Source organism: Bradyrhizobium guangdongense (assembly GCF_006483445.1).
GTDB lineage: Bacteria > Pseudomonadota > Alphaproteobacteria > Rhizobiales > Xanthobacteraceae > Bradyrhizobium > Bradyrhizobium guangdongense_A.
On the sequence record NZ_PPPT01000121.1, the window covers coordinates 25,624 to 39,498 of the forward strand.

Consider the following 13,875-nt stretch of genomic DNA (forward strand, 5'->3'; position numbering starts at 1 on the left):
CAATTTTTGGAAAATTGGTCTTACCAATTGACCGGAGCATTGACCGAGCAAAGCCGGCATGTCAAGGCTCCCCGAAAATCAGGGGAGACGACCATGCGGCTCGGCCGCGCCAATCTCGACCGGTTGCCGTCAGCTATCAGCCGACCGGCCTACGACGTTTCGCGCGTGACGCCCGGCATCGTGCATCTCGGGCTCGGCGCGTTTCATCGCGCGCATCAGGCCGTCGTCATCGACGATTGTCTTGCCGCCGGCGCGACCGGCTGGGGCATCATCGGCGCGAGCCTGCGCAGCCCCGACACGCGCGATGCGCTCGCGCCACAGGACCATCTCTACACGATTGCCGTGCGGGCAGCCGAGGGCACCGCCTATCGCGTGATCGGCTCGCTCATCGGTTCCGAGGTTGCGCGCGAAAACCCCGCGCGGCTCGTCGCGCGGATGGCGGATGCCGCGACCCGTATCGTCTCGCTGACCGTTACCGAAAAAGGCTATTGCCACACGCCGCAGACCGGCGACCTCGACGAGCGGCATCCGGACATCGTGCACGACCTCAACAATCCGGACGCGCCGCGCTCGGCACCCGGCTACATCGTCGCAGCGCTTGCGCGCCGCCGCGCGCAGGGGCTTGCGCCCTTCACCGTGCTCTGCTGCGACAATCTCGCGGCCAACGGCCACACCGTGCAGCGCATCGTGACCCAGTTCGCGGCGTTGCGGTCGAAGGACCTCGGCAAGTGGATATCAGATAGCGTCGCCTTCCCCTGCACCATGGTCGATCGCATCGTGCCGGAAACGACGGACGCCGACCGTGCAGCCGTATCCAGGGCGCTCGGCATGGACGATGCGTGGCCGGTCATGACCGAGCCCTTCACGCAATGGGTGGTCGAGGACCGCTTTTCCGCCGGGCGGCCGGATCTTGCCGCCGCCGGCGTCGAACTCGTCGCCGACGTCAAACCGTTCGAGCTGATGAAGCTGCGGCTGCTCAATGCCAGCCATTCCGCACTTGCCTATCTCGGCTATCTCGCGGGCTATGAGACCATCGCCGACACCATGGCCGATCCGCATTTCGCGCGGCTGGCCGCTCAGGTGATGGAAGAGGCCGCGGTGACCTTGACGATGCCCGCAGGCACCGACCTCACCGCCTACCGCGCCTCGCTGCTCAAGCGCTTTGCCAATCCGGCGCTGCATCACCGCACCTGGCAAATCGCCATGGACGGCTCGCAGAAGCTTCCGCAGCGGCTCTTGGGTGCCATGCAGGATCGGCTGAACCGGAACTTGCCGATCGCGACGCACGCGCTCGCCGTCGCCGGCTGGATGCGTTACGTCACCGCAACCGATGAACGGGGCCGCGCGATCGACGTGCGCGATCCCTTGGCGAAAGAGTTTGCTGCAATTGCGAGCGGGACGGGACCAATTGCGGAGCGGCTTGCGCCGGCGCTGCTCGGCGTCGCCAAGGTATTCGGCCCGTTCGGCGCCGACCCGCGCTTTCGCGATGCGGTAACGTCTGCGCTGCACAGTCTTTATGCTGACGGCGCACGGCGAACGGTGGCAGGCCTCTGATTAAGCCTTGATTTTTCCGCACCTTTGGCTCACCCGAAAGGACATGACGAACCAAAGCAAGGTCATCGCCGCCAATGCGGCCTTCTACGCAGCTTTTGCGGCGGGCGACTTCGCGGCAATGGAGCGGCTGTGGGCCGATGACGACGGCATCTCCTGCATCCATCCCGGCTGGCCCGCGATCGTCGGACGCGCCACCGTGATCGGAAGCTGGCGCGATATTTTGCAGAATCCGGAGCGACCCCAGATCGCCTGTGCCGAGCCGCAGGCGATCGTCGACGGCGATTCCGCACGCGTGCTCTGCATCGAGATCGTGGACGGCACCGCGCTTGCCGCCGCCAACCATTTTCGCCGCGTCGGCGACACCTGGCGCCTGGTGCACCACCAGTCGAGCCCGATCGCGCAGATCGTCGAACAGACGCATGACGAGCCGTCGAGCCCGAGCCGGCGGATCCACTAAAGCGCGATGAGATTTGGTTGAATCGTCATCGTGCTTTAGCTCATTTTGTTTGAGCATGATCTTTTCGGAAAACCGCTTCACACTTTTCCGGATCATGCTCTAAGGCTCAACGCGGGCGCGCGACAATCCGGCGTCAGCTACCGAGCGCGGATTCACCCGGCTCACGTCCGGGAACGCTGAGATGGACCTCGTGCCCCTGCCGGATCGCGAGCGATGCCGCCGCGGCGGCCGATTCGAATGCGGATTCCTTGGTGGCGTATTCGCCGTTGACGTTGCCGTCGTGCAGCACGCCCCATTGATCTCTCACTGGAACAATAGCGTATTGGGCAAGTCCCATGACCGGTCTCCTCTCTCGGGGAGACATAACGCCGGCGCGCATCACACCGTTCCTGCGGGGAACGCGTCCTGCGGTCAGGCGAAGCGCCGCGCCCCGGCAACGCAGAGCACGACGATCGCAGTCGACGCGACCATCGACCAGGCCACCGGCTCGTGTAGCAACAGGGCTGCCAGCACGAAGCTGAAGAACGGCTGCAGCAACTGCAACTGGCCGACACCGGCGATGCCGCCGAGCGCCAGGCCGCGATACCAGAAGATGAAGCCGACCAGCATGCTGAACACCGAGACATAGGCAAGCCCGATCCATGCGGGCGTGCCGACCCCGCTCCAATTGCCCGGCAGCGTCAACAGTGTGATCACCGCCATCACCGGCAGCGACAACAGCAGCGCCCAGGAGATCACCTGCCAGCCGCCGAGCCGGCGCGACAGCGCAGCGCCTTCGGCATAGCCGAGCCCGCAGAGCAGGATCGCCGCGACCATCAACGCATCGCCCGTGAAGGACCCGCCGCCGCTGCGCAACAGCGCAAAGCCTGCAACCGTCACCGCGCCCAGGATCGAGAACAGCCAGAACGCCGGCTTTGGCCGCTCGCCGCCGCGCAGCACGCCGAAGACGGCGGTCGACAGCGGCAAGAGGCCGACGAAAACGACCGAGTGCGCGGCCGTGATGTGCTGGAGTGCGAGCGCGGTCAGCAGCGGAAAGCCGACGACCACGCCAAGCGCCACGATCGTCAGCGGTACCAGATCGGACCGACCGGGCGGCTTCTCGCGAAGCGCCAGCAGACACAGCGCACCGAGCAGTGCCGCGATCGCCGCGCGTGCGGAGGTGAGGAAGATCGGGGTGAAATCGGCCACCGCCGCCCGCGTTGCCGGCAGCGATCCGCTGAAGATCACCACGCCGAGCAGGCCGCTGCCCCAGCCGACGGTCGTCCGCTCCATGTCACCTCACCTTTCGGCGCGAGACATAGCGGATGGAGGCTGGCGTGCACAGGGACAATGCCATACAATTTCATCTAGCTGTATGGCCTAAGCGGACCACACAGTTGAGCGCGGGGATAGCCATGGCCGAGAGGGAAGCGACGCGCACCGAGACGCTGATGGAGGCGGTGCGAACCAAAATCGCGAGCCGCGCGCTGGCGCCGGGCGACCGGCTGCCATCGGTTCGCCGCTTCGCCGAGACCATGGCCGTCTCCCCGTCCACGGTGGTCGACGCCTATGATCGCCTCGCTGCGGAGGGCGTGATCCGCGCGCGTCGCGGCTCCGGATTCTACGTGACCGGCGTCAACCTGCCGCCACTGGTGCTGGCGGAGCGCGGACCACCCCGCGCCCGCGACGTCGATCCGTTCTGGGTGTCGCGGCAGTCGCTCGATGCCGATCCGTCGGTGCCAAAGCCCGGCTGCGGCTGGCTGCCGGCGGACTGGATGCCGAACGCCGCGCTTCGGCGTGGGCTCCGCCAGCTCGCCCGCGGCGACGATGCGATGCTGTCGGACTATGGCAGCACCGCCGGATCGCTCACGTTGCGCCGCCTGCTGCTCGCCCGGTTCGCCGACGAAGGCATCTCAGCGACGACGGACCAGATCATGTTGACGAATTCGGGAACGCAGGCGGTCGATTTGATCTGCCGCCTTCTGCTGCGCCCCGGCGATACGGTGCTGGTGGACGATCCCTGCTACTTCAATTTCCGGGCCTTGCTGCGTGCACATCAGTTGAAGATCGTCAGCGTCCCCTACACGCCGACGGGTCCCGACACCGCCGCATTCGAGCAGGTCCTTCTCGACGAGCGTCCTCGCCTCTATCTCACCAACTCGGCGCTGCATAATCCGACCGGTGCGAGCCTGTCGCCGCAAACGGGACATCGCGTGCTCAGCCTCGCCGCCGCGCATGACGTGACGATCATCGAAGACGAGATCTTTGCGGATTTCGAGCCCGCGCCGTCGCCGCGCCTTGCCGTTCTCGACGGCCTCCATCGCGTCATCAGGATCGGCAGTTTCTCCAAGACGCTGTCCGCATCGGTGCGCTGCGGCTATATCGCTGGCCCCGCCGACTGGATCGAGGGGTTGATCGACCTCCAGGTCGCGACCAGCTTTGGCGGGCCGAGCCGGGTCACGACCGAATTGATCGCCGGCGTGCTGGCGGGCGGCAGCTATCGCAAGCACATGGACGACATCCGCCAGCGCCTCGTCCGCGCGCGCAAGGCCGCCGTCGCAAGGCTGGCGCCGCTCGGCATCGTGCCGTGGATCATGCCCCGCGGCGGCTTCTATCTGTGGTGCCGCCTGCCCGACGGTCAGGATTCGACCGTGCTGGCGCGGCGCTGCATGGAGGACGACGTGATCCTCGCCCCCGGCAACGTGTTCAGCGTGTCGCAGTCGGCCACAACATTCATGCGCTTCAACGTCGCGCAGCTCGGCGGCGAGCGTGTACTGGCGGTGCTGCGATCCGCAATGGCGGCGCACGCGGCGAACTGACGCGGTACGCCCGGATCAACCGACCAGTCAGGTGTCGAGCGCTGGCTTCGGCGCCGGCACCCTGCGTTCAATGCGGATCCAGGCGACTGCGATCTCCCAGGCCACGGCGAGAACGATCGGCCCAATGAACAGGCCGATGATGCCGTGCGCGAGCGTGCCGCCGATCACCCCGATCAGAATGACCAACGTCGGCGTGGTCAGGCCGCGGCCCATCAGGATCGGCTTCAAAATGCTGTCGATGAAGCCGACGAAGACGAGAAAGATCGTCAGCAGCAGCGCCGTGGTGAAGTCCCTGTACATCCAGAGCCAGATGATGACGGGCGCAAGGACGAGGAACGCGCCGATCTGCACGATCGAAAGCAAGAGGACGATGAAGGCCAGCAGGCCCGCGCTTGGAAGAGCCGCCAGCTTGAAGCCGACGCCCGCCAGCAAGGCCTGGATCACGGCAACGCCGATGACGCCCTGCGCCACGGCGCGGATGGTCGCGCCTGCCAGCCCCATGAAGTGCTCGCTCTGCTCGGGGATGATGCGGAACAGAAAGCCCCGTGCCGCCACAACGAGCTGCGGTCCGAAGGGAAAGAGGAACCCTGCGACGAAAACCGAGACGAGGAATTGCAACGTACCGACGCCGGCATCACCCGCAAGCGACAGCATCGTGCCGGCCAGCGGCTTCAGATACGGCACCACCTCCTGCAAGGTCGATCGCAAATTGCTGTAGACCTCGTTCCAGAGATCGAAGAGCCAGGGCCCGACCAGCGGCCAGGTCTTGATCTGCTCCGGCGCGGATTGCAGCGCGAGATCGCCGGTGCCGATCTTGCCCGCGAGATCCTTGACGCCCTCGACCGCGCTGATGCCGAGCCAGGTTGCGGGTCCGATGACGATCCCGAGCGTGATCAAGGTGAGGATCACGGCCGCGGTTTTCGGCCGGCCGCCGAGCAGTTTTGCGAGCCAGCTGAAGGCCGGGTAGAACGCGACCGCAAGCACCCCGCTCCAGGCCAGGATCGGCACGAAGGGCCTGATGATGACGAAGGTCCACATGATCAGGAGCGCGAGCAGGCCGAGCCGGATCACGATCTGGATGACATCTTCTGCCGATGGGCGAAGTGGTTTCAAGGCCGCGCCTTTTCTCTCGAGGACCGTAGCGGGAGCCCGATAGCCCCCACCCTTTCTCGCGACAATTTCGGCTGAGTTCAAGTGGGCGCCGCGCCGTTCTCAGGCTTGACTCTTTTAGGGCAGATTGTCCCGCAGAAAAATGTCGATGCGGATGCGCTCCTGGTCGGGGCTGGTCGGCTCGGCCAGGCAGTGCGCGAGCAGCACGCGCGCGGCGGAGCGCGCCTCATGGCCGGGGTCCTGGTTGATGATGGCATCGATCGTGCCGCGCACCAGAAACCGCCGCGTATGCTGGGTCAGCTCATGGGCGATCCAGACCACGTCGCGGGCGCGACCCGAGGCCTCCAGCGCCTCGGCAATGCCGCGATTGCCGGCGCCGCAGGAATAGATGCCGAGCAGGCCGGGCTGCCGCACCAACAGCTCTGCGGTTAATTGGCGCGTCCGCTCGTTGTCGTCGCGCCCTTCGAGCACCGGCAGCGTCGTCACGTTGGGATACTCGCTGGACAGGATCTGGTGAAAGCCGAACTGCCGCTCGGTATGATCGCGCAATGACAGCGAGCCTGCGATGACGGCGACGCTTCCGCTACGGCCGCCGAGAAAGCGCCCCATCAAGGTCGCGGCGGTGCGCCCGGCCGCGGGATTGTCGATGCCGACGTAATGCAGGCGGCGCGAGCTCGGCGCGTCCGAGACCAGCGTGACGACGGCGACGCCGCGCATGACGAGGTCGTCGATCGCGGCCCGCACCCGCGGATGATCGAGCGCGATGACGGCGAGGCCTTGATAGGCCGGCGACAGCTCCTCAAGCGCGCCCGCGAGACTGTCGGGATCGAACACGTCGACGTGAAGCACGTCGATGAAGGCACGCTGGCTTGCCAGCCAGTCCGCCGTGCGCTGAACCTGCTCGGTCAAATTGGTCATGAAACTGTTGCTGCCGGTCGGCAGCACGAAGGCGAAGCGGAAGGTCTGCCCGCGCGCCAGCCGCGCGGCCGCGGCATCGGTGCGATAGCCGAGCTTTGCGACCGCCGCCTCGACGCGCGCCACGGTTTTGGCGCGCACGCCCTCGCGCCGGTTGACGACGCGGTCGACGGTTGCGAGCGACACGCCCGCCGCGCGCGCGACGTCTTCCAGCGTGGCGCGCGCCGTCGGCTGCATCTCGCCGCCCGTCATCCCCGCGCGGCCCACAACATGCCGCGGGTCATCAGCGTCCTGATCTCGGGCACGTCGAGCTCATAGGCGCGGTGACCGAGCGAGGAATAGAACACCCTGCCCTCGCCGTAACGCTTCTTCCAGACCACGGGCATCACGACGCCGTCGATCCAGGGCGCATGCTCGCCGGAGAACGTCGTCGTGGCCAGCACCTCGTTGGCGGGATCGACATGCATGTAATACTGCTCGGACCGATGCTCAAAGCTCTTCAGGCCCTTCATGATGGGGTCGTCGGGCTTCGTCAAGTCGACCTTGTAGTCGATGATGTTGCCGGGATGCGCGACCCATTGTCCGCCGCACAGAAACTGATAGTCGACGGACTCGCGGAAGGCATCGCACATGCCGCCATGATGCCCGGCAAGCCCGACGCCGCTGCGCACGGCGGCGCAGAGGTTGAGCGCCTCCGGCTTTTCGATCTTGGACATGGTGTAGATCGGGATGATCAGCGAGAGGTCGTGGATCGCGGGGTCGGCGAAAACAGCGGTCGTGGTCTCGATCCGGACGTCAAAGCCTTCCTGCTTCAGCCAGCCGCGGATCATCGAGGCGCAGAGATCGGGATCGTGTCCGGGCCAGCCGCCCCATACAATAAGTGCCTTGCGCATTGGTCTTGTCCTCAGTCGATCTGTCCGGTCTCGCGTCCCGCCGGCATCATCGCCGGCCGCTCGACGCGGCTTTCGATTTTCACGCGGCGTCCCTCGTCAGCGGAGGTCTGGAACGCCTCCATCACCTCGAGCACATGAAAGGCGAGCGCGCCAGAGGCGCGATGCGGCCGGTTGGCCACGATCGCCGCCGCCATGTCGGCAACACCGATGGAGCGGAATTCGCCCTCGACATGCCCGTGCGTTAACGGCATCGTCTCCCATTCGCCGCCGGTCTTTGCCACCTGGACTTCACCGCCGAAGCGGTTGGGGTCCGGCACCAGCAGGCTGCCCTTGTCGCCATAGATCTCGATCGGCACATGGCGGTGTTTTGGCACGTCAAAGCTCATGGCGATGGAGACGACGGCGCCGCTCTCGAATTCCAGCATGCCCGCGACGTGGGTCGCAACCTCGACCGGGATCAGCGTGCCGTTTAGGGGCTCGCTGGTGACGAGGCGCTCAGACCTGGGCCGGGCCGTCGAGCCCATCACGCTCGCGACCGGGCCGAGCAGCTGCACGAGGTCGGTGATGTAATACGGTCCCATGTCCAGCATCGGTCCGCCGCCGCGCAGATAATAGAAGCCCGGCGCCGGATGCCAGCGCTCGTGACCCGGACAACCGAAGAACGCACTGCCGCCGACCGGCGTCCCGATCGCGCCGTCGTCGATCAGTTTGCGCGCGGTCTGGTGCCCGCCCCCGAGGAAGGTATCGGGCGCGCAGCCGACGCGCAGGTTCTTCTGTGCCGCGAGCTCCATCACCTTGCGCGCCTCGGCGACGTTGACGCCGAGCGGCTTTTCGGAATGGACGTGCTTGCCGGCGTTGAGCACGGCGAGGCTGACGTCGGTGTGGGCGAGCGGCACCGTGAGGTTGATGACGATCTCGACGTCGTCGCGCTTCAGCAGCTGATCGACCCGCATCGCCGGCAGGCCGAATGCCGCGCCCTGCCGCTCGGCGACATCGCTGCGCATGTCCGCCAGCGCCTTGACTTCCATGACCGGGAAGCGCTGGGCGGCCTTGAGGTAGGCGGTGCTGATCACGCCGCAGCCGATGATTCCGATGCCGACTTTTCTCATTATGATCTCCGTGAAGTGCAGCTCATCCCTTGACCGCGCCTGCGGTGAGGCCGGCGACGATGTGCTTCTGCGCGAGCAGGAACAGGATGATCGTCGGCAGGATGGTCAGCGTGATGAAGGCGAGGATCAGGTGCCATTCGGATGAATATTCGCCCTGATAGACCATGATACCGAGCGGCCAGGGATAGAGCTCGTCGGTGTTGAGCATCACCAGCGGCAGCAGATAGGCGTTCCAGCTATTGACGAAGGTGATGGTGCCGACGGTCGCCAGGATCGGCCGGGACAGCGGCAGGGTCACGTAGCGGAAAAACTTGATGTAGCTGCAGCCATCGACCAGTGCTGCTTCGAGCAACTCGTAGGGAATATCCCTGAAGAAACGGCGCAGCAGCAGCACGCTCATCGCAAGGCTGAAGGCGACCTGCGGCAGCGCCACGCCGAAATAAGTGTCGAGCAGACCGAGGTCGCGTACCCTGATGAACAGCGGCAATACGGCTGTTGCCGCCGGAAACAACAGGCCGAGCGTCAAATAGCTCAGCAGCATCGAACTGCCCCAGAACTTGACATGGGCGAAGGTGAACGCCGCCATCGACGCGACGATCAGGGTCAAGGTCACCGCGAGCGTCGAGATGATGAGCGAGTTGCGCAGCAGTTGCCAGTAACGTTTGGAGAACAGGATGTCGGCATAGTTCTGCCAGTCCCAGTGCCGCGGCAGCCCGAATGGATTGACGCGCAATTCGCCCAGCGACTTGAAGCCGCCGAGCCCGGTCGCGAGCAGCGGCACCAGCACGAAGATCGCGATCGCGGCCAGGAACAGCGCCCTGTAGAGCACGGCGGGATCGAACGGCGCGCGCGTGGTCTCGACATTACTCATCGCGCATGAACCATCGTTTGTAGGTGAAGGCGAAGGTCACGCAGATCGTGAACAGGATGACGCCGACGGCGCTGCCATAACCGACCCGCATCCGCGAGATGCCGTTGTTGTAGAGGAAGCTCACCAGCGTGTTCGAGGAATCGGCCGGCCCGCCACGCGTCAGCGGCATCACCAGGTCGAACAATTGCAGCGAGCCGATGATGGCGAAGAACACGGACAAGCGGATCGTCGGGTAAAGCAAGGGGACCACGATATGGCGGAGCACCTGGCTCCGTGTCGCGCCATCGATGCGGGCGGCCTCGACCAGGTTCTTGTCGAGGCTCTGCAGCGCCGCGATGAACAGCATCATGTGGAAGCCAAAATACTTCCAGACGATCACGATCAGGATCGCCAGCATCGCCGTATCGGTCGAGGCAAGCAGGTGCGGCGCCTCGGCACCGAAGAAGCGCCAGATCGAGGCGACCAGGCCGTAGTCGCCGTCATAGACGAAGGAGAAAATGAGGCCGGTTGCGATCTCGGCCAGGATATAGGGCAAGAAGAACAGCATGCGCAGCGCGACCGCGCCGCGAAAACGCTCGGCGAGCATCAGGGCGAGCGTCAGCGCCAGCGGCAGTTGGATGAGTAGCGATACCGCAATGATCAGCCCGTTGTTGCGCAGCGCCAGCCAGAAGGCGCGCGTCTCCAGCACGAAACGGTAGTTGTCGAGGCCGATCCAGTTGGTCGGCTTGCCAAAGCCGTTCCAGTTGAAGGCGGAGTACCAGGCGGCTTCGCCGATCGGCAGCACCACGAACAGCGTGAACAGCAGCAGCGCCGGCGGCAGGAACAGGATGAGCACCGTGTAGCGGCTGTCCCAGGCCGGGCCGCGGACCGCCACCGGTGCCGTAGCCGCAGCGTCCACCAGGCCGAGCGACGGAGAGCTTGCGATCCGCCGCGCCACTGGTCAGTTGCCCTGCTTCCACGCAGCTTCGATGGCCTTGGCCGCGTCCTGCGGGTTCATGCTGCCGCCGGCGATCTCGGCCGAGACGTCGTTGACGACGCGACCGACCGACGGACCGAGGCTCTGGTCATAGAAGTTCTGGTGATAGTTCGACTTCGAGAGGTTGTCCGCGATCCGCTTCATGAAGGCGCTGTTGAGACCGGCCTCGCCGCCCTTCACGACGGGAACGATGAAGTTGCCGGAGGCGAGCCGCGCCTGCACGTCCTTGGAGATAAAGAACTTGAGGAAGTCGGTCGCTTCCTTGGGCGCCCCCTTGGTGATCAGCCAACCGGTGATGCCGCCGAGCGTGTCTGACGGCTCACCCTTGCCGCCGGGCACGACAGGAAAATCGAACCAGCCGAGCTTGTCGTCGGAGAGGCCGACCTTGTCGGCGGCCAGCGCGCGCTGGGTGTGATAGAAGGACGAGATCGCCAGGATCATCGCGGCCTTGCCGTCGCCGAAATAGCCGACGGCCTGCGGGTTCTTGAAGCCGAGGAAGCCGTTCTGGAACGGCTGCAAATCAACGAGCTGCTTGAACAACTCGCCGGATTTCTGAAAAGTTTCACCAGCGAAGCCACCGTTTTCACCCTTCAACGCTGCATCGAAGGCCGGCTTGCCGCCGACGCGCACCGCGAGATGCGTCCAGTAGAAGTGCAGCGGCCATTTATCGGCACCGCCAACCACAATCGGCGTAACACCCGCGGCTTTCAGCGTTTTCACCGCGCCGAGCAGATCGTCCCATGTCTTGATCTTGCCTGCATCGACATTGCCCTTGGCCATCAAATCCTTGTTGTAGAGAAAGCCGACCTGCGACAGCGCGACCGGAAGTCCAAAGACGCGGCCGTTCTGAGTGAAGGCGGCGAGCGCCGCCGGTGCGATCGTGTCGCTGTAGCCGCCGCTCTTCACAGAATCGGTGATGTCTTCCAGCACGCCGGCTTCGACCTGCGCCTTCAGCACCCCGCCGGCCCAGCTATAGATGATGTGCGGCCGGTCCTTGGATTGCAGGATGGTCGGCAGCTTGGCCTTGTAGGCCTCGTTCTCGAGGAACTGCATCTCGATCTTCACGCCGGGATGCGACGCCTCATAGGCGCGGGCGACCTCCTCCCAGATCTTCACCTGGGCCGGATTGACCTCGATATGCAGCCATTTCACCGTCGTGTCGGCCGAGGCCGCGCCGAGCGCGAGGAGCCATGCGGTCGCGGCGAGTCCGAGCTTGCGCAGCAGTCTCATCTGCAGTCCTCCCGAGGACGTCTTTATCTGTTGCGGCAATCCTGCCTTCGATTTTTGAGGTACGCAACTAAAATTCTGATCGATACACCTCACGAAAGCCACTAAGGTCGCATGAAAACATCGCTGGCAGCGTATTCCGCCGCCGGACAAAGCAAATCTGGAGGAAGCAATGGCCGCCATTTATCCCGACCTCGCCGGCAAGGTCGTTCTCGTCACCGGCGGCGCATCGGGGATCGGCGAGGCGATCGTGCGTCACTTCGCGCGACAGAAATCGACCGTCGTGTTCTTCGATATCAAGGTCGAGGAAGGCACCGAGCTTGCGCGCGAGCTCACGGGCGCCGGCTTGGCCGTGCACTTCCAGAACGTCGACCTCACCGACACGGCAGCACTTCGCGCAGGCGTGATCGCGGCGCGCAAGGCGCATGGCGCGATCAGCATCCTCATCAACAACGCCGCCCATGACGAGCGGCATCCGACCGAGGAGATGACGCCGGAATATTGGGACGACCGCGTCGGCGTGAACATCAAGCATCAGTTCTTCGCGGCGCAAGCGGTGCTGCCCGACATGAAGGCGGCGAAGGCCGGCGTCATCATCAATTTCGGCTCGATCTCCTGGATGGCCGGACAGGGCGGCATGGCGGCCTACACCGCCAGCAAGTCCGGCATCCTCGGCCTCACCCGTTCGCTGGCGCGCGACTACGGCCCCTACAACATCCGCGTCAATTCGATTGCGCCCGGCTGGATCATGACCAAGCGCCAGATCGAGAAATGGCTGACGCCGGAAGGCGAGGAAGAGCTGATGCGGCGGCAGTGCCTGAAGCGCAAGCTGGTGCCGGACGAGATCGCGAAGTTCACCGTCTTCCTTGCGTCCGACGAGGCATCCGCCTGCACCTCGCAGCAATATGTCGTGGACGGTGGCTGGGTCTGAGCTGCCTTACTCCGCGCTCGCGCCGACCGAGGCGCCGGCGCCGCTGGCCTGCGGCACCCCTTTCGCGGTCGTGGCGCGGCGGCGGCGCTGCACGAGATACTGGTCGGCGAGCACGCCGATCAGGATCACGGTGCCCATGACGGCGAAATTGAGCGAGCTCGGGATGCCCAGCAGATTGACGAGGTTTTGCAGCACCTGCAGCAGCACGGTGCCGAGCACGACGCCGACGATCGAGCCCTCGCCGCCGCGCAAGGAGCAGCCACCGAGCACGGCGGCGGCGATCGCATAGAGTTCGTAGAACGAGCCGTGCACCGCCGGCGAGATCGAGCGGGTGTACATGGCGATCAGGATCGCCGCGAACGCGGTCAGCCCGCCGCAGATCACATAGGCGGCGATGACGACGCGGCCGGAACGGATGCCGGAATAGCGCGCCGCCTCCTCGTTCTTGCCGACCGCATAGAGATAGCGGCCGAACACGGAGCGATGCAGCACCACCCATGCGATGACGGCGATGACGAACAGGGCGATCACGCTGTGCGGCAGCGGGAAGCCCAAGATGTTGGTTCGGCCCGCCGTCAGCCATTCCAGCATCGGAAAGCTCGCGCCGAAGCCGAAGCCTGCGGTGGCATCCTCGGTGTAATAGCGCGCGGCGCCGCGATAGATCAGCAGGCCACAGAGCGTGACCACGAAAGGCTGGATGCCGATCTTGGTGACCAGCGTGCCGTGCACCGCGCCGATCGCGAGGCCGGCGGCGATGATCATCGCCAGCGCCAGCACCCAGTTGACGTCGTGATTGACGATGAGATCGATGAAGAGCACGCCGAGCAGCGCGATGACCGAGCCGACCGACAGCTCGATGCCGCCGATGATGATGACGAAGGCTTCCGCGATCGAGAAGATACCGAACATCCCGACCTGGTTGAGCGTGTTGGAGAGATTGCCGACATAGAGGAAGCGCGGATTGATGAAGGCGACGACCGCGCCGACCACGAGGATCAGGACCAGGAGGCTGAGATCTTTCTTGTTCAAGGCAC

General features: G+C 65.1%; 14 protein-coding genes. 4 read left to right on the forward strand and 10 right to left on the reverse strand.

The annotated features are described in order from the left end of the window. The first annotated feature begins 93 nt into the window (after nucleotides 1-93). Complete coding sequence (locus tag C2U70_RS17845; RefSeq protein WP_140979740.1) at nucleotides 94-1,554, forward strand: mannitol dehydrogenase family protein; 1,461 nt, start codon at nucleotides 94-96, stop codon at nucleotides 1,552-1,554. A 43-nt stretch (nucleotides 1,555-1,597) separates the two neighbouring features. Then, nucleotides 1,598-2,011, forward strand: a complete 414-nt coding sequence (locus C2U70_RS17850; RefSeq protein ID WP_140979741.1) for a nuclear transport factor 2 family protein — start codon at nucleotides 1,598-1,600, stop codon at nucleotides 2,009-2,011. A gap of 133 nt (nucleotides 2,012-2,144) precedes the next feature. Here C2U70_RS17850 and C2U70_RS17855 read toward each other — a convergent pair whose 3' ends face one another. Next, nucleotides 2,145-2,348: a hypothetical protein gene (locus C2U70_RS17855; protein ID WP_140979742.1), complete on the reverse strand. Its 204-nt coding sequence runs from the start codon at nucleotides 2,346-2,348 to the stop codon at nucleotides 2,145-2,147. A 74-nt stretch (nucleotides 2,349-2,422) separates the two neighbouring features. Then, on the reverse strand, nucleotides 2,423-3,283 hold the full coding sequence (locus C2U70_RS17860; RefSeq protein WP_140979743.1) for a DMT family transporter: 861 nt from the start codon (nucleotides 3,281-3,283) through the stop codon (nucleotides 2,423-2,425). 122 nt (nucleotides 3,284-3,405) lie between these two features. On the opposite strand from C2U70_RS17860, the gene C2U70_RS17865 reads away from it, so the two are divergent. After that, entirely contained in the window at nucleotides 3,406-4,809 is a 1,404-nt protein-coding gene (locus C2U70_RS17865; protein WP_140979744.1) for a PLP-dependent aminotransferase family protein, read from the forward strand. A gap of 27 nt (nucleotides 4,810-4,836) precedes the next feature. On the opposite strand, the gene C2U70_RS17870 is transcribed toward C2U70_RS17865, so the two are convergent. The 7 genes from C2U70_RS17870 to C2U70_RS17900 form a co-directional block, all read right to left on the reverse strand. Beyond that, nucleotides 4,837-5,922 (reverse strand): AI-2E family transporter, encoded by a 1,086-nt coding sequence (locus C2U70_RS17870; protein WP_140979745.1) that lies wholly within the window; start codon nucleotides 5,920-5,922, stop codon nucleotides 4,837-4,839. Nucleotides 5,923-6,036: 114 nt separating this feature from the next. Next, complete coding sequence (locus C2U70_RS17875) at nucleotides 6,037-7,086, reverse strand: LacI family DNA-binding transcriptional regulator (protein WP_140979746.1); 1,050 nt, start codon at nucleotides 7,084-7,086, stop codon at nucleotides 6,037-6,039. Further along, entirely contained in the window at nucleotides 7,083-7,727 is a 645-nt protein-coding gene (locus C2U70_RS17880; RefSeq protein ID WP_140979747.1) for a ThuA domain-containing protein, read from the reverse strand. Before C2U70_RS17880 ends, C2U70_RS17875 begins: the two co-directional genes overlap by 4 nt. A gap of 11 nt (nucleotides 7,728-7,738) precedes the next feature. Next, on the reverse strand, nucleotides 7,739-8,836 hold the full coding sequence (locus C2U70_RS17885) for a Gfo/Idh/MocA family protein (RefSeq protein WP_140979748.1): 1,098 nt from the start codon (nucleotides 8,834-8,836) through the stop codon (nucleotides 7,739-7,741). 22 nt (nucleotides 8,837-8,858) lie between these two features. Further along, on the reverse strand, nucleotides 8,859-9,707 hold the full coding sequence (locus C2U70_RS17890) for a carbohydrate ABC transporter permease (protein ID WP_140979749.1): 849 nt from the start codon (nucleotides 9,705-9,707) through the stop codon (nucleotides 8,859-8,861). Further along, nucleotides 9,700-10,644 (reverse strand): carbohydrate ABC transporter permease, encoded by a 945-nt coding sequence (locus tag C2U70_RS17895; RefSeq protein ID WP_140979750.1) that lies wholly within the window; start codon nucleotides 10,642-10,644, stop codon nucleotides 9,700-9,702. The genes C2U70_RS17890 and C2U70_RS17895 overlap by 8 nt, the downstream gene beginning before the upstream one ends. Nucleotides 10,645-10,647: 3 nt before the next feature. Then, complete coding sequence (locus C2U70_RS17900) at nucleotides 10,648-11,913, reverse strand: extracellular solute-binding protein (RefSeq protein ID WP_140979751.1); 1,266 nt, start codon at nucleotides 11,911-11,913, stop codon at nucleotides 10,648-10,650. Between the two features lie 169 nt (nucleotides 11,914-12,082). On the opposite strand from C2U70_RS17900, the gene C2U70_RS17905 reads away from it, so the two are divergent. Next, on the forward strand, nucleotides 12,083-12,841 hold the full coding sequence (locus C2U70_RS17905) for an SDR family NAD(P)-dependent oxidoreductase (RefSeq protein ID WP_140979752.1): 759 nt from the start codon (nucleotides 12,083-12,085) through the stop codon (nucleotides 12,839-12,841). 6 nt (nucleotides 12,842-12,847) lie between these two features. Here C2U70_RS17905 and C2U70_RS17910 read toward each other — a convergent pair whose 3' ends face one another. Next, complete coding sequence (locus C2U70_RS17910; protein ID WP_140979753.1) at nucleotides 12,848-13,870, reverse strand: ABC transporter permease; 1,023 nt, start codon at nucleotides 13,868-13,870, stop codon at nucleotides 12,848-12,850. Nucleotides 13,871-13,875: the final 5 nt, after the last annotated feature.